At 52.3% G+C, this 15,377-nt stretch carries 15 protein-coding genes; 9 read left to right on the forward strand and 6 right to left on the reverse strand.

Translation table 11 applies throughout. From position 1 onward, the window contains the following. Positions 1–50: 50 nt before the first annotated feature. From MNO13_RS15625 to flgB, 5 genes are read right to left on the reverse strand one after another with little or no spacing between them, the layout of a single operon-like run. Entirely contained in the window at positions 51–806 is a 756-nt protein-coding gene (locus MNO13_RS15625; protein WP_064547838.1) for a flagellar basal body rod protein FlgF, read from the reverse strand. A 19-nt stretch (positions 807–825) separates the two neighbouring features. Continuing rightward, complete coding sequence (flgE, locus tag MNO13_RS15630; protein ID WP_121813865.1) at positions 826–2,034, reverse strand: flagellar hook protein FlgE; 1,209 nt, start codon at positions 2,032–2,034, stop codon at positions 826–828. 26 nt (positions 2,035–2,060) lie between these two features. Continuing rightward, complete coding sequence (flgD, locus tag MNO13_RS15635; protein WP_064547842.1) at positions 2,061–2,738, reverse strand: flagellar hook assembly protein FlgD; 678 nt, start codon at positions 2,736–2,738, stop codon at positions 2,061–2,063. A 10-nt stretch (positions 2,739–2,748) separates the two neighbouring features. Then, complete coding sequence (gene flgC, locus MNO13_RS15640) at positions 2,749–3,153, reverse strand: flagellar basal body rod protein FlgC (RefSeq protein ID WP_121813866.1); 405 nt, start codon at positions 3,151–3,153, stop codon at positions 2,749–2,751. A gap of 3 nt (positions 3,154–3,156) precedes the next feature. Next, a complete protein-coding gene (gene flgB / locus MNO13_RS15645) occupies positions 3,157–3,573 on the reverse strand; it encodes a flagellar basal body rod protein FlgB (RefSeq protein ID WP_064547847.1) in 417 nt (138 codons plus the stop codon). Between the two features lie 152 nt (positions 3,574–3,725). On the opposite strand from flgB, the gene flgA reads away from it, so the two are divergent. From flgA to xdhC, 6 genes are all read left to right on the forward strand, one after another. Continuing rightward, on the forward strand, positions 3,726–4,385 hold the full coding sequence (gene flgA / locus MNO13_RS15650) for a flagellar basal body P-ring formation chaperone FlgA (protein WP_064547850.1): 660 nt from the start codon (positions 3,726–3,728) through the stop codon (positions 4,383–4,385). 98 nt (positions 4,386–4,483) lie between these two features. Next, entirely contained in the window at positions 4,484–4,777 is a 294-nt protein-coding gene (gene flgM / locus MNO13_RS15655; RefSeq protein WP_064547852.1) for a flagellar biosynthesis anti-sigma factor FlgM, read from the forward strand. Between the two features lie 4 nt (positions 4,778–4,781). Next, positions 4,782–5,204, forward strand: coding sequence for a flagella biosynthesis chaperone FlgN (flgN, locus tag MNO13_RS15660; protein ID WP_064547854.1), 423 nt, complete (start codon positions 4,782–4,784; stop codon positions 5,202–5,204). 267 nt (positions 5,205–5,471) lie between these two features. Further along, positions 5,472–7,778, forward strand: coding sequence for a xanthine dehydrogenase molybdenum-binding subunit XdhA (gene xdhA / locus MNO13_RS15665; RefSeq protein ID WP_422387197.1), 2,307 nt, complete (start codon positions 5,472–5,474; stop codon positions 7,776–7,778). 4 nt (positions 7,779–7,782) lie between these two features. Further along, entirely contained in the window at positions 7,783–8,664 is an 882-nt protein-coding gene (gene xdhB / locus MNO13_RS15670; protein ID WP_241938985.1) for a xanthine dehydrogenase FAD-binding subunit XdhB, read from the forward strand. Further along, positions 8,657–9,151: a xanthine dehydrogenase iron sulfur-binding subunit XdhC gene (xdhC, locus tag MNO13_RS15675; RefSeq protein WP_370918135.1), complete on the forward strand. Its 495-nt coding sequence runs from the start codon at positions 8,657–8,659 to the stop codon at positions 9,149–9,151. Before xdhB ends, xdhC begins: the two co-directional genes overlap by 8 nt. A gap of 98 nt (positions 9,152–9,249) precedes the next feature. Here xdhC and MNO13_RS15680 read toward each other — a convergent pair whose 3' ends face one another. Then, positions 9,250–11,046 carry a sigma 54-interacting transcriptional regulator gene (locus tag MNO13_RS15680; RefSeq protein WP_133522669.1) on the reverse strand — a complete coding sequence of 599 codons (1,797 nt, stop codon included), beginning with the start codon at positions 11,044–11,046 and terminating at the stop codon, positions 9,250–9,252. 612 nt (positions 11,047–11,658) lie between these two features. Between MNO13_RS15680 and ygeW the strand changes: the two genes are divergently transcribed. The 3 genes from ygeW to MNO13_RS15695 all read left to right on the forward strand — a co-directional run bounded on the left by ygeW (position 11,659) and on the right by MNO13_RS15695 (position 15,375). Further along, positions 11,659–12,846 (forward strand): knotted carbamoyltransferase YgeW, encoded by a 1,188-nt coding sequence (gene ygeW, locus MNO13_RS15685; protein ID WP_064547862.1) that lies wholly within the window; start codon positions 11,659–11,661, stop codon positions 12,844–12,846. A 67-nt stretch (positions 12,847–12,913) separates the two neighbouring features. Next, complete coding sequence (dpaL, locus tag MNO13_RS15690) at positions 12,914–14,113, forward strand: diaminopropionate ammonia-lyase (protein WP_064547865.1); 1,200 nt, start codon at positions 12,914–12,916, stop codon at positions 14,111–14,113. Between the two features lie 44 nt (positions 14,114–14,157). Continuing rightward, the gene (locus tag MNO13_RS15695) at positions 14,158–15,375 is read left to right on the forward strand and encodes a YgeY family selenium metabolism-linked hydrolase (RefSeq protein WP_064548004.1); all 1,218 of its coding nucleotides are present in this window, start codon (positions 14,158–14,160) and stop codon (positions 15,373–15,375) included. The last annotated feature ends 2 nt before the right edge of the window (positions 15,376–15,377 follow it).

The following is a 15,377-nucleotide window of genomic DNA, read 5'->3' on the forward strand; positions in this document are numbered from 1 at the left end:
GTTTGTCGGATGAGGCTTCGCTTATCCGACCTACAAAAACCGTTCGGCTATCAACTCATCGCCAACAACTGATTGGCGCGCTGCTCGTTTTCATCAACGCTTGAAATAATCTTCATTTGCATCTCAAAACGACGGGCGTTCTCAATCATGTCGGTCATGGCTTCGACGGGCTTAACGTTGCTGCCTTCCAGCACGCCAGGCATCAACGAGATGCTGGCATCCGCCTGCAACGTGGCACCACGCGTAGCTTGCGCCAGCGCACTCGGGCGGAAGAAACCGTCATCACCGCGCACCACCTCCTGGCCGGTGGCTTTCACCAGTTTCAGGCGGCCAATCGGTGCCACAGTATTGGGCTGGTCACCCGCGTTCAGTGCAGAAATAGTGCCATCTGCCGCGATAGTCAGTTGCGCGCCCTGAGGCACAGCAATCGGGCCACCTTCTCCCATCACCGGTTGCCCGCCGATGGTCAGTTGCCCGGCAGGGCTAACCTGCATATTGCCGTTACGGGTATAAGCTTCAGTACCATCAGCACTTTGTACCGCCAGCCAGCCATCTTGTTGCAGGGCAACATCCAGCGGGCGTTGGGTGTAATCAAGCTGACCTTGCGACATATCCACGCCAGGCGTTGAAGCCGTCACCAGGGTGCGCGTCGGCAACGAAAGCCCTTCTATTGGCACCGAACGCAATGCGGTTAGCTGTGCGCGAAAGCCCGGTGTAGAAGCATTTGCCAGGTTGCTGGCAGTCACCGCTTGTTGGTTCAGCGTCTGACTGGCCGCACCCATGGCGGTATAAATTGCGTGATCCATTAAGCTATCCCGTCAGTGCTTAACGCAGGTTAACCAGGGTGTTGAGGATCTGATCCTGGGTTTTGATGGTCTGCGCATTCGACTGGTAGTTACGCTGCGCGACAATCATGTTGACCAGTTCTTTACTCAGGTCGACGTTCGAAGACTCCAGCGCACCGTTGGTCAGGGTGCCGAAGTTACCGGAACCCGCCGTTCCCAGCAGCGCCACGCCAGAAGAATTGGACGCAGACCACACGTTGTTGCCCTCAGAGGACAAACCTTCCGGGTTGGCAAAATTCGACAGCACAATCTGGCCTAACAATTGGGTTTGCTCGTTGGAGTAATTGCCAACAAGGGTGCCGTCTTCGTTAATCTGGTAGCTCACCAGGTCGCCTGGCTTATAGCCATTTTGATTCGCGGCAACAATGTTGTTGGAGCCGGTGTTTTGCTGCATCGAGTTCAGGAAGCTCAGATCAAATGTCGCCGGAGTCGCACCATTGATAGTCCCGGTGGTCAGGGAGTTAGTGCCACCTGAAATCAGCGTGCCATTTGGGCTAAATACCATCGATGCGCCTTTGGTCGCTGGGCTACCCGCCACGCTGCTATCCTGGGTATACACATCCCAGGTGTTCGCCGTCGTCGATTTCACAAAAAAGACGTTCATATCATGGGCGTTACCCTGGCTGTCATAGACAGTGATAGAACCTTTCTTGTTGTAGGTATCGGAATCTGTCGCGCTGAACGGGGTTTTCGTTGGCGTTGGGTCGGTAGAGTTCAGGTTGATCTGCATCGACGCCGTGGTGGTGGTTTTCGCCGCCATCAAGGTATTTGGCACAGCCAGCCCAACTGGGTTTGCGCCTTCCTGAATCGTTGGCGGCGTACCGGTTGCCGGGTAACCGGTCAACTGCATCCCCTGCATGTTCACCAGATTGCGATTCTCGTCCAGTTTGAACTGGCCGTTACGGCTGTAATACACCGAGCCATTGGTATCGACCAGGCGGAAGAAACCATTCTGGCTAATCGCCACATCCAGGCCACGGCCGGTGTTAGTGGTGGTGCCGTCGTTAAAGTCCTGGGTAATGCCCGCAACTTTTACGCCGAGGCCCACTTTGGAGCCGGCAAACATATCGGCAAAAGAAACGGTGCCGGATTTAAAACCGTAAGTGGCGGAGTTGGCAATGTTGTTACCAATCACGTCGAGGTTGGTGGCCGCAGCATTCAATCCGCTGACCGCTTGAGAAAAGCCCATGTTTTACTCCTGCAAGGGTTGAAGGCTTAAATAATCTGCCTGATGTCGTCGAGGGTGGAGGTGCCGTAAGTTCCGAGGTCGAGCAAGGTCGTACCATTACTGAGTGTCACGCCATTGACCAACGCAAAATTCAGCGGTTGAGCCACCAGTTGTGTCCCGCCATTACTGGCGTTGATAGCGACGTTATAGGCCCCGTCCGGTGCGGTGGTGCCGTCCGTCATGCTGCCATCCCAGGTAAAGGTATGGACGCCTGCGCTAAGCGCCCCCACATCGAGAGTACGCACCACTTTGCCGCTACTGTCGGTAATGGTGGCGGTGACTTTATCTGCGGCCTGTTGCAGCTCAACACCAAATGGCGTGGTCGCTTCGCTGCCTGCCAGAATTTTGCTGCCAGGGATCATCACGCCATGGCCAATCAAGGCGCTGGCCTGCACAGACTGGTTATTAGTCAACTGACCGGAAACCGAACCGAGCGTGGTATTGAGTTTTTCAATGCCGCTCACGGTGCTGATTTGCGCCAGTTGCGTAGTCAATTCATTGTTTTGCAGAGGGTTGGTTGGGTCCTGGTTTTTCAGCTGCGCGACCAACAGCGTCAAAAAACTACTTTGCAGGTCAGCGGCGTTGCTGCCTGTCAGATTATTGTTACCCGAAGTCGCACTGACACCACTGGTGGTGGTGTCATTCATATTAACGGCGATGCCCATCAATCACTCCTTATTGACCCAGCGTCAGGGTTTTCAACATCATGCTTTTCACGGTGTTGAGGACTTCGACGTTGGCCTGATAGCTGCGTGACGCCGACATGCTGTTGACCATTTCACCCACCACATCCACATTCGGCATCCGCACATAACCTTTGGCATCAGCCAACGGGTTACCCGGTTGGAACACCAGTTTGTCCGGTGCCTGGCTCTCTTCAACGCCCGTCACTTTTACGCCACCCGTTTCAGCCCCCGGAGCGGCATCAACCTGGAAAATAACCTGCTTAGCGCGATAAGGCTGTCCGTCAGGGCCGGTGGCACTATCGGCGTTAGCCAGGTTACTCGCCGCCACGTTCATCCGCTTGGATTGGGCCGTCATCGCAGAGCCTGCGATATCAAAAATATTCAGTAATGCCATCGATTAGCCACCCTGTTGCAGCACCGACATCATGCCCTTGATTTGGCCACCGAGAACCGTAAGGTCGGACTGGTATTTCAGGCTGTTATCGGCAAATTGTGTACGCTCGCGGTCCATATCGACGGTGTTACCATCCATCGATGGCTGGTCCGGAACGCGGTAAAGAAGATCAAGCGAAGGTGCTGAGTGTGTTGCCGCAGGGATATGGCGCGCGGACGTGAGCGCAAGCGCAACACCGCTGCCTTCGGCACGACCCCGTTCCATCACTTTTTTCATTTCACTGGCAAAATCAATATCGCGAGCCTGATAGCCCGGGGTATCCGCATTGGCGATATTTGCTGCCAGAATTTCCTGACGCTGGGCGCGCAAATTTATCGCTTCTTGCTGAAATCGCAGCGCGGCATCCAGTTTGTCTAGCATGTTCCCTCCGCATAATTAGGATTTGTCCGACAGCTTAAAGCTCCTTACGCGTGCGTTATCGTTGGAATAGACGCAAAATGCGTCGCTATTTGTCGCCTTGATCATTTCGCTGTGCAGTTAAAATCACTGCCACCTGAACAAGGAGAAACGTCATGACCGGTCTGAAAACCTGGAGCACCATTGCCCTTTTGCTGGCTTGCCCGCAGGCATTAGCCAGCATTCTGGATGCGCCGTTGAGCCAGTTTTTCCAGCAGCGCCTGGCGGGCATGAGTGATGAAGTGTCGGTAATAGTCAAAACGCCTGATGCGCAATTACCTCCCTGCCCACTCCCTGATTTTTCTATGCCGGGGAATAGCCGCCTGTGGGGAAACGTGAGCGTGATGGCGCGCTGCGGTAACGACAAACGCTACATACAGGCCCAGGTGCAGGCCACCGGAAATTACGTTGTAGCCGCGCAGCCATTACCGCGCGGTAGCGTCATAGATGCAGGCCAGCTTCAGCTCAAACGTGGACGGCTCGATCAACTGCCACCACGCGCTATGCTCGATATCAACCAGGCCAGCAGTGCCGTGACGCTGCGCGACATCGCCGCAGATCAACCGATTCTGCTGTCAATGGTGCGCCAGACATGGCGAGTCAAAGCCGGGCAGCAGGTGCAAGTGGTCGCCGCTGGTGAAGGATTTAGCGTCAATAGCCAGGGCAAGGCACTGAATAATGCCGCCGTGGCACAGAATGCACGGGTACGAATGAGTTCGGGTCAGATAGTCAGCGGAGTCGTCGACACGGATGGGAATATTCTGATTAACTTATAAAATTCCGTTAGGGATTAAGAAGGTTTTAAAGGTTCCGTGATGTCTGCCGATAGTGTATTAACAGATGATAGATATTACCCCTCGATGAGGAATTAATAATGAGCATTGATCGCACGTCGCCTTTGAAACCGGTAAGCACTGTACAACCACGCGAAACGCCAGAAGCGCCGATTCAAAAGAGCCAACTGGAAAAAAGCACCACCCCGAAAAGCACCAATGTGACACTCAGTGACGCACAGGCTAAGTTAATTCAGCCGGGTAGCGGGGATATCAATATGGAACGCGTTGAAGCACTCAAAACAGCGATCCGTAACGGTGAGCTGAAAATGGATACCGGCAAGATCGCCGATGCGTTAATCCAGGAAGCTCAAAGCTCTATCTTGAGTAAATAATGGCATGAATCGTCTGTTAGAAGTGATGGATCAAATGACTGCGGTACTCAACTCTCTTAAAGAGGTGATGGACGCTGAGCAACAACAATTATCAGCAGGCCATGTGAATGGCAGTGCATTACAACGTATCACTGAAGATAAAAGCTCATTGTTAGCGACGCTTGATTATCTTGAGCAGCAGCGTCGTGCCGCACAGAAAGTCGAAAGTATCGGCAGCACTGATATTAGCCAACGTTGGCAGACGATTACGCAAAAAACACAGCACTTACGTGATATTAACCAGCATAACGGTTGGTTATTAGAGGACCAGTTAGCGCGCAATGAACAAGCGCTTGCGGTACTCAAACCACATCAGGAACCGAACCTCTACGGTGCCGATGGACAAGCAACGACAGTCAGTCGCGGTGGCAAAAAAATAACGATTTAGCCGCGGTCAAAATTTGAGTGATGGACTGCCAGAAAGGTGAGTCCACACTAAACATATCGTCGATTTATCATAATGATCATTACCTATCATTGTGAGAAAAAAATTTCTTCTTCCTGGCACCATCCCCTTCCTGAACAACAGCTTATTTTCCGATGACTATCACAGTTTGATGATAAGAAATGGCCATTAGCGATGACTGGCGTACATCTTGCTTCACTCAGGAGCTAAACGAAGCGTGACCTTATTCCTGAGGATGGAGACAAAACCATGTCAGAAAGAATGGGTAAAGCACCATTAGGATTGCCCTGCTTGCGGGTGGATGCGCTTGCCAAAATCACCGGGCAAGCCAGATATACCGACGATATACTGATGGCTGGCATGTGCTATGCCAAATACGTTCGCAGCCCAATCGCCCACGGCTATGCCCGTGCCATTGATTACCGCGCCACGCTTGAAATTCCCGGTGTTGTCGCCGTCTTTACCTGGGAAGATGTGCCGGATACCCTCTTTGCCACCGCAGGACATGCCTGGACGCTCGACCCCACAAAACAGGATATTGCCGACCGCCGTTTGCTGACGCAACATGTCCGGCATTTCGGCGATGCTGTGGCAATTGTCGTGGCACGAGATGAACTCACGGCGGAAAAAGCTGCTGAAACGGTGGTGGTCACCTGGGAAGCGTTACCCGTTATCACCTCGCCCGAAGCCGCCCTCACCGCTGATGCCACCGCGATTCATGAAGGGGGCAATCTGCTCAAACGCAGCGAAGCCGCCACCAACAACCCCATCGCAGCGATGCAAGCGGCAGATCACCAGTACTCCGGGCGCTTTAAAACCCCTGTAGTGCAGCACTGCCATATGGAAGGCGTCACCTGCTTTGCCTGGATGGAACAACCCGGCCGCATCACCATAATTTCCAGCACCCAAATTCCGCACATCGTGCGCCGCGTGACTGCGCAAGCGCTCAATATGTCCTGGTCAAAAATCCGCGTGATAAAGCCATATATTGGCGGCGGTTTTGGCAATAAGCAGGATGTGCTGGAAGAGCCGATGGCGGCCTTTCTGACGCTGAAACTGGGCGGTATTCCGGTCAAAGTGTTAATCAGCCGTGAAGAGTGTTTCTACGCCTCACGCACCCGTCATGCCTTCCAGATTGATGCGCAATTGGGTATCTCGTCTGAAGGTGAGTTAAAAGGGTTTCAGCTCGATATTCTCTCCAACACGGGCGCTTACGCCTCGCACGGGCATTCGATTGCCGCCGCCGCGAGCAGTAAAATTTCCTGGCTCTATCCGCGCAGTGCCTATGGCTTCAAGGCGACTACCGCCTACACCAACCTTCCTTCAGCGGGGGCGATGCGCGGCTACGGCGCGCCACAAGTGATCTTTGCGCTGGAATCATTACTGGATGATGCCGCCGTTGCTTTAAACATCGACCCGGTAGACATCCGTTTACTCAATGCCGCCCGCGAAGGCGATATCAACAGCTTGTACAACAGGCCAATATACAGCGCCGGTTTACTTGAATGCCTGAAACAAGGGCGCGAAAGTTTCGGCTGGGATGAACGTAAAGCGCTCTGTTTACAAACTCAGGGCGACGTGCGTCGTGGCGTAGGTGTCGCCTGTTTTAGCTATACCTCAAACACCTGGCCAGTTGGCGTCGAAATTGCCAGCGTGCGCCTGGTGCTCAACCAGGACGGAATCATCAATCTGCAAAGCGGCGCCACCGAAGTCGGGCAAGGTGCCGATACCGTGTTTGCACAAATGGTCGCACAAACCATCGGCATGCCTTTCGAGATGGTCCATACCATTTCCACGCAGGACACCGACATCACGCCTTTTGACCCCGGTGCATTTGCCTCGCGCCAAAGCTATGTCACCGCACCGGCTTTGCGCGAAGCCGCGCAAATTTTACGGCAAAAAATCCTCCAGCACGCGGCACTAATGCTACATCTTCCCGAAATGAACCTGACGATTATCAATGGCAATATCGTACTGGAAACTCGTCCTGAACAGGTGCTACTGAGCGTGGCTGAGCTTGCGATGCACACTTTCTACCATCCAGAGTTGGGCGGGCAACTTTCGGCAGAAACTTCCTTTAAAACCCAGACCAACCCGCCGACTTACGGCTGCACATTTGTGGATGTCACCGTGGATATACCGCTGTGCAAAGTCACCATCAACCGTATCTTAAATCTGCATGATTCGGGGCAAATCCTTAACCCTACGCTGGCTGAAGGGCAAGTTCATGGCGGTATGGGAATGGGCATTGGCTGGGCATTGTTTGAAGAAATCATTGTCGATGAGCAAAGCGGCGTGGTGCGTAACCCTAACCTGCTGGATTACAAAATGCCGACCATGCCCGACCTGCCGACGCTGGAGTGCGCCTTTGTGGAAACTGACGAACCGCAGTCAGCCTACGGTCACAAAGCGCTGGGCGAACCGCCGATTATCTCCCCTGCCGCAGCGATTCGCAACGCGGTGCGCATGGCGACAGGTGTTGCCATCAACACGCTTCCCCTGACGCCAAAACGCCTGTACCAGGAGTTTGTCGAGGCCGGGCTGATAAAAGGATAATGCTATGTATGACATTGAACGTTACCACCATGCCGAGAGCGTCGCGCACGCGGTCGCCCTGCTGATGGAAGATGACCAGGCCCGCTTGCTGGCGGGTGGAACCGACGTATTAATTCAGCTCCATCATCTCAACCCGCGTTTTCGCCATATCGTCGACATTCATGATTTAGCCGAATTGCGCGGCGTGACATGCAACGCCCACGGCGCAATTCGCATCGGCTCCGGCACCACCTTTAGCGAACTCATCGAACATCCGCTAGTGCAGCAACACCTTCCGGCGCTGGCAGCATCCGCTGCCGTCATCGCCGGGCCGCAAATCCGTAATGTCGCCACTTACGGCGGTAATATTTGCAATGGCGCAACCAGTGCCGACTCTGCCTGCCCGTCGCTGATTTACGAAGCCGAGCTGGAAATTGCCACCCCGCAGGGGACGCGCTTTACCTCGATTAACGGTTTCCACACCGGGCCAGGTAAAGTGGCATTAACCGCCGGAGAAGTGCTGGTAGCCTTCCATTTCAAGCCAGAAAATTACCGTAATAAAGGAGCTGCGAGTTTCAAATACGCGATGCGCGATGCGATGGATATTTCCACCATTGGTTGTAGCGTATTATGTGAATTAGATGCGGGCCGCTTCCGGGAAATCAAACTCGCCTTCGGGGTTGCCGCCCCCACGCCGGTACGTTGTGCTCATGCCGAACAAGCCGCGGCTGGGCAGCCTTTAACCCGACAAACCCTGGCGGCAATTGCGGAAGCGGTCGCACAGGATGTGTCACCCAGAACATCCTGGCGTGCTGAAAAATCGTTCCGTTTGCACCTGATCAGCACGCTAACCAAACGCGTTATCGAACAGGCGGTGAAACAGGCTGGAGGGGAAATTAATGAATAGCGACATCGCAATGAACAGCAAAACCATCAACTGCCGGATTAATGGCGCCAACTATCAGTTGAATGTCTCCCCGGCGATGCCGTTATCCGATGTATTACGCGCCCAGGGTTTTCTCAGTATTAAACAGGGTTGCTGCGTCGGGGAATGCGGAGCCTGCACGGTGCTGGTTGACGGCACCGCGATTGATAGCTGCCTTTATCTGGCGGTATGGGCGCACGGTAAAACGATTCGTACCAGCGAAGGGGAATCATTGCACGGGAAGCCGTCCGCCATTCAGCAAGCCTTTGCCGAAAGCGGCGCGGTACAATGCGGGTTTTGCACCCCTGGGTTTATCATGGCCACCAGCGCATTACTGGCAAAACCGCGCAGCCAGCCCATGACAGTGCTACAAATTCGCCAGGGATTGGCGGGCAATTTATGCCGCTGCACCGGTTACCAGATGATTGTCGATGCGGTGCGCAAATGTGATGCCGGGAGCAGCCATTAGCCACAGGTGTCGGATGACGCTAACGCTTATCCGACCCGTGATTGGGTTTTGTAGGGGGGATAAGCCGCAGGCGTCATCCACCTTTTGCGTCATCCGATCTACGAAAGAGGCTTATCGTCAGTACCATACTTCTTTATTTTGCGGTACAGGGTCGCAATCCCTATCCCCAATTCATCCGCCGCCAGTTTCTTATTACCGTGGCGCACCAACGCTTCGGCAATAAGCTGCTTTTCCATCTCCTCTAGCGCATGTGCGCCATGTTCAGGTAATTCGCTGATTTCTTGAGGTTGCTCGGTACGCGCACGGCTGAAATCAACCACAATATGCCGCTGATTGACGATGTTCGGCGGCAACAGCGACGTGGTGATCACTTCGCCCGAAGGAACCACATTCACCAAATACTCCATCATGTTGCTTAACTCACGCAGATTTCCCGGCCATTGATACGCTGCCAGCAGCGCCATAACATCAGCTGCAATCCCCGGATAAACCAGCCCAATACGCTTAGTGTGCAAATTGAGAAAATAGTGGATCAGTAAAGACAAATCCTCTTTGCGATCGCGCAGCGGCGGCAGTATCACCGGAATGACATTCAGACGGTAATAGAGATCTTCGCGAAACTTCCCTTCGGAAACATACTTTTCCAGATTCTGATTGGTGGCAGAAATAATGCGGATATCAACCGGGATGGGGCGGCTTGAGCCAATGGGCTGTACTTCGCGTGCTTCAATGGCACGCAGCAATTTAGCCTGAATGACTAATGGCATATCACCAATTTCATCAAGGAACAGCGTCCCCTGATCGGCGGCCTGAATCAACCCTTGCTTACCGTTGGTCGACGCACCTGTAAATGCACCTTTGACGTAACCAAACAGTTCGCTTTCCAGCAGTTGTTCAGGGATGGCGGCGCAGTTAATCGCGATAAAGGGTTTGTCATTACGGTTGCTAAGTTTATGAATCGCCCAGGCGACCACCTCTTTACCCGTGCCACTTTCACCGGTAATCATCACACTCGACGGGCCAGGTGCGATGCGGCCTATCAAACGCTTTAACGCCTGCATAGGCTGGCATTCGCCAATAAGATGTTCGATCTGCGGAACTTCGTTACTTGAATCAGTATTAATAACCGTGTGTGATTGATGAAATGCCATTAAAAAAATCTGGTTTTCCTGCACCGTAAGCAACTGGCCAATAATTATTTCGCTACGATTATCGAGGGAAATAATATATTGCATATTTCCGCTAGTAAAAGAATTCTGAAAAGTCAGCGCGCGTGCAGAAATCGTTTTCCCCAGCAACTGCTCGTGATTGGATTTTAATATTTTTAATGCGACGGGGTTCGCAAATTTCAGCTGATTATTTTTATCAAAGATCAACACCCCCTGATCCATATTATCGATCAGGCTTAACAGTATCCCGCTGGCGTTACTCTCACCGCTTTGGTCTTCGAGAAGTTTGGATATAAAGATATTGGAAATATGCTGCACGTAATCTGAAAATTCGCGCAAATTGTCTTTTATGCGTTCTTGCTGTTCGCAATTAAGTGCCACCAGGCTAATCACACCAACGCAGGAGTTCTGAAACATGACCGGTGTACCAAGGAAGGCTTTTTCCCGGCAATTTTGCTTATCTGTACATCCTTCACAAATAGGGTCAACACCAGACTGGGTGACGACTTTTTCCTTCTTTGATTCAATGACATGTTTCAACAAACGTGAATTAGCATTTAGCTTGCGTCCCAAAGACTTAGCATAAGGGCCGGTGCCTGCTACACGAACCAGGTTGATATCAACAATCTCAATTTCCAGTTGCAACACACTTGCCAGCATCTTCGCAAAACGGATGATCGTCGGTTGAATCTGCATCAGCACCGACTGAGTATTCACAGCCATCATGATCGATAATTTCCCTTTGCAATTATTGATAGTCTAACTATCCCTTACTGAACTCCTGGTGACCTTAAAACAAGGTTCATAATACTAATCTGGCAAATGAAAACAGTGATAATAATCGGCCTATTTTCATTTACTCACAAATTAACACCCCGATGTTTTCACCGTTAATTTATCAAATTGATAATCCACCATGTGCTGTTATCAATTTGGGGAGTGAGCTTATGATAATCCTGCAATGTGCCGTCAGCTCGCTAAATTTTATTTTTATTTGATTTATCCCGACATGAAATAATCGACACTCAATTCATTAAGAAAGCGTGATTTTAGCGATTGCGTTCACACATTTAATTCACCTGCCCCGCTCAATCGGCCATTTTCCCGCACCTGGCATAATTATTGTTAATCAATAAATAGCTCACACATACCCGTTAGCATTCAAGTTGCAGATAGGCGGCAAGGGAGCAAGTCCCCAGGAGCTTATTTAGGTAAGTGACTGGGGTTTGTTAGTGCAGCCAACACCCCAGTAGCTTGAAGGATGACGAGTATAGATTTGTTGGGTTAATCCTGCACAGTGCAGCCGTCCTGTGACCAGTCATAACAAAGGGTGTTTTGATGAAAACGATTAATGATTTAATTAAAGATCTCAGCAAACTTAACTCTCATCTTCATGAAAAGGATTTCCTGTTAACCTGGGAACAGAGTCCGGATGAGCTTAAACAAGTCCTCGACGTCGCGGCCGCACTGAAATCCATGCGTGCCGATAACATTGCCACCAACGTCTTTACCAATGGTTTAGGCATCTCCGTTTTCCGTGATAACTCGACCCGTACCCGTTTCTCTTACGCATCTGCTTTAAACATGCTGGGCCTGGCGCAACAAGACCTCGACGAAGGCAAATCACAAATTGCCCACGGCGAAACGGTGCGCGAAACCGCCAATATGATCTCCTTCTGTGCTGACGCCATCGGTATTCGCGATGACATGTTCCTTGGTGCAGGCAATGCTTATATGCGTGAAGTGGGGGCCGCGCTGGACGAAGGTTACGAAGAAGGTGTTCTGCCGCAACGCCCTGCGCTGGTCAACCTGCAATGCGACATTGACCACCCAACGCAATCTATGGCCGATCTGGCCTGGCTGCGTGAGCATTTCGGTTCGCTGGAAAATCTAAAAGGCAAAAAAATTGCCATGACCTGGGCCTATTCGCCAAGCTACGGCAAACCGCTGTCCGTACCACAAGGCATCATCGGCCTGATGACCCGCTTTGGAATGGACGTCACGCTGGCACATCCCGACGGTTATGAGTTGATTCCTGATGTCGTGGAAGTAGCAAAAAACAATGCCAAATCTTCCGGCGGCAGCTTCCGCCAGGTCAACTCAATGGAAGAGGCATTTAAAGACGCCGATATCGTCTATCCAAAATCCTGGGCGCCTTACAAAGTCATGGAAGAGCGCACCACCCTGCTGCGCGCCAATGACCACGACGGCCTGAAAGCGCTGGAAAAACAGTGCCTGGCACAAAACGCTAACCACAAAAATTGGCACTGCACCGAAGAGATGATGAAGCTGACCCGCGACGGCGAAGCCCTTTATATGCACTGCCTGCCTGCGGATATTTCCGGCGTGTCTTGTAAAGAAGGTGAAGTCACCGAAGGCGTGTTCGAAAAATACCGCATCGAAACCTACAAAGAAGCCAGCTGGAAGCCGTACATCATCGCCGCAATGATCCTGTCGCGTAAATATGCGAACCCGGGTCAAATCCTTGAAAAACTGCTTAAAGATGCTGTGAAACGTGTCAAATAAAAGGGTCTCTGGCCTACAGGCCAGAGCCTCCTTCAGCAAAACATCTTTTGCTAAATGAGGTTGGGTTATGTCTGTTTTCTCATTGAAGTTAGCTATCGAACAAAACCGTTTATTCAATGGTGAAATATCTCCGCTGTTCACCAGCGAACAAACCCGCAAAGCCCGCGCTTTTCACCAGAAGATTGCCGGTTACCAACCGACCCCGTTGTGTGAACTTAATGAGCTCGCCAGCTTGTTCGGTATCGGCAAAATTCTGGTGAAAGATGAGTCCCAGCGTTTTGGCCTCAATGCCTTCAAAATGCTGGGTGGCACCTACGCCATTGCACAGTTGCTGTGTGAAAAATACCAGATGGATATCAACGATTTCTCGTTTGAGAAAATCAAAAACACCATCAAAGAAAAAATGACCTTCGCCACCACCACCGATGGCAACCACGGGCGCGGCGTGGCCTGGGCTGCACGGCAATTAGGGCAGCATGCGGTGGTTTATATGCCGAAAGGGTCGGCGCAAGAACGTGTAGACCACATTTTGAATCTCGGCGCGGAATGTATCGTCACCGACATGAATTACGACGACACCGTGCGTATGACCATGCAAACCGCCAAAGAACGCGGCTGGGAAGTGGTACAGGACACCGCCTGGGAAGGCTACACCAAAATCCCGACCTGGATTATGCAGGGTTATTCGACTCTGGCCGACGAAGCCGTTGAACAGATGAAACAGCTGGGCATCAAGCGGCCAACACACGTCTTTTTACAGGCGGGTGTCGGCGCAATGGCCGGTGGCGTGCTCGGTTATCTGGCCGATGTTTATGGGGCGCAGCACTTGCACTCCGTAGTGGTTGAGCCAGAACTGGCTGACTGCATTTACCGCTCGGGTGTGAAAGGCGACATCGTCAACGTTGGCGGTGATATGGCCACCATCATGGCAGGTCTTGCCTGTGGTGAACCTAACCCACTCGGCTGGACGGTGCTGCGCAACTGCGCCACGCAATTTATCTCCTGCCAGGACTCGGTTGCCGCACTTGGGATGCGCGTGCTGGGCAACCCGTTAGGCAACGATCCGCGCATTATTTCTGGCGAATCGGGAGCCGTTGGCCTCGGCGTGCTGGCCGCCGTTCATTACCACCCACAACGCGAAACACTGATGGCAAAACTGGGGCTGAATCGCGATTCCGTCGTACTGGTTATCAGTACCGAAGGTGATACCGACGTGAAGCACTACCGCGAAGTGGTCTGGGAAGGCGCGTACCCGACAACTGCGTGAACCCTGGCGGTTCACAGATGAGTTTCATTAAGGGAGTTAGAGAAATGACTAAGCAGGTTCCATTCAAATTAGTATTAGAAAAAGCAGAACACTACAAAGCCGATATGACACGCTTCCTGCGCGACATGATTGCCATTCCAAGCGAAAGCTGCGACGAAAAACGCGTCGTGCATCGCATCAAAGAAGAGATGGAAAAAGTCGGCTTCGATAAAATCGTCATCGACCCGATGGGCAATATTCTTGGTTACATCGGCCACGGCCCACACCTGATTGCCATGGACGCCCACATTGATACCGTTGGCGTCGGCAACATGAAAAACTGGTCATTCGACCCGTATCAGGGCATGGAAACCGAGGAGTTGATTGGTGGACGTGGCGCATCGGACCAGGAAGGTGGCATGGCTTCAATGGTCTACGCCGGTAAAATTATCAAAGATTTAGGGCTGGAAGATCAGTACACCCTGCTGGTGACCGGCACCGTTCAGGAAGAAGACTGCGATGGGCTGTGCTGGCAGTACATCATTGAACAATCCGGCATTCGCCCGGAGTTCGTGGTCAGTACCGAACCGACTGATTGCCAGATTTATCGCGGCCAACGCGGGCGCATGGAAATCCGCATTGATGTGCAGGGCGTGAGCTGCCACGGTTCCGCACCAGAGCGCGGCGATAACGCCATCTTCAAAATGGGGCCAATCCTCAACGAGTTGCAGCAACTGGCCACCCGTCTGGGTAATGACGACTTCCTCGGCAAAGGGACGCTAACCGTTTCGGAAATTTTCTTCACCTCGCCAAGCCGTTGCGCAGTGGCAGACAGTTGCGCGGTTTCTATTGATCGACGCTTAACCTGGGGCGAATCCTGGGAAGGTGCGCTGGAAGAGATCCGCGCGCTCGACTCGGTCAAAGCCGTTAACGCCACGGTGTCGATGTACGAATATGACCGCCCATCATGGACCGGTCTGGTGTATCCAACCGAATGTTACTTCCCGACCTGGAAAGTGGAAGAAGACCACATCACGGTGAAAACCCTCAGCAAAGCCTACCAGGGCTTGTTCCACAAAGATCCGGTGGTGGATAAGTGGACGTTCTCGACCAACGGCGTTTCCATCATGGGCCGCCACGGTATTCCGGTGATCGGCTTTGGCCCAGGTAAAGAGCCTGAAGCCCACGCGCCGAACGAAAAAACCTGGAAAGACCATCTGGTGACTTGTGCTGCGCTGTATGCCTCGATTCCTTTGGCCTACCTGTCTGAACTGAAAAAATAATT

The organism is Buttiauxella ferragutiae (genome assembly GCF_022637515.1).
GTDB classification, from domain to species: Bacteria; Pseudomonadota; Gammaproteobacteria; order Enterobacterales; family Enterobacteriaceae; genus Buttiauxella; species Buttiauxella ferragutiae.

Excerpts from the sequence above, each read along its gene's own strand:
- MNO13_RS15625 (WP_064547838.1), bottom strand. The coding sequence starts at position 806 with ATGGATCACGCAATTTATACCGCCATGGGTGCGGCCAGTCAGACGCTG.
- flgE (WP_121813865.1), bottom strand. The coding sequence starts at position 2,034 with ATGGGCTTTTCTCAAGCGGTCAGCGGATTGAATGCTGCGGCCACCAAC.
- flgD (WP_064547842.1), bottom strand. The coding sequence starts at position 2,738 with ATGGGCATCGCCGTTAATATGAATGACACCACCACCAGTGGTGTCAGT.
- flgC (WP_121813866.1), bottom strand. The coding sequence starts at position 3,153 with ATGGCATTACTGAATATTTTTGATATCGCAGGCTCTGCGATGACGGCC.
- flgB (WP_064547847.1), bottom strand. The coding sequence starts at position 3,573 with ATGCTAGACAAACTGGATGCCGCGCTGCGATTTCAGCAAGAAGCGATA.
- flgA (WP_064547850.1), top strand. The coding sequence starts at position 3,726 with ATGACCGGTCTGAAAACCTGGAGCACCATTGCCCTTTTGCTGGCTTGC.
- flgM (WP_064547852.1), top strand. The coding sequence starts at position 4,484 with ATGAGCATTGATCGCACGTCGCCTTTGAAACCGGTAAGCACTGTACAA.
- flgN (WP_064547854.1), top strand. The coding sequence starts at position 4,782 with ATGAATCGTCTGTTAGAAGTGATGGATCAAATGACTGCGGTACTCAAC.
- xdhA (WP_422387197.1), top strand. The coding sequence starts at position 5,472 with ATGTCAGAAAGAATGGGTAAAGCACCATTAGGATTGCCCTGCTTGCGG.
- xdhB (WP_241938985.1), top strand. The coding sequence starts at position 7,783 with ATGTATGACATTGAACGTTACCACCATGCCGAGAGCGTCGCGCACGCG.
- xdhC (WP_370918135.1), top strand. The coding sequence starts at position 8,657 with ATGAATAGCGACATCGCAATGAACAGCAAAACCATCAACTGCCGGATT.
- MNO13_RS15680 (WP_133522669.1), bottom strand. The coding sequence starts at position 11,046 with ATGATGGCTGTGAATACTCAGTCGGTGCTGATGCAGATTCAACCGACG.
- ygeW (WP_064547862.1), top strand. The coding sequence starts at position 11,659 with ATGAAAACGATTAATGATTTAATTAAAGATCTCAGCAAACTTAACTCT.
- dpaL (WP_064547865.1), top strand. The coding sequence starts at position 12,914 with ATGTCTGTTTTCTCATTGAAGTTAGCTATCGAACAAAACCGTTTATTC.
- MNO13_RS15695 (WP_064548004.1), top strand. The coding sequence starts at position 14,158 with ATGACTAAGCAGGTTCCATTCAAATTAGTATTAGAAAAAGCAGAACAC.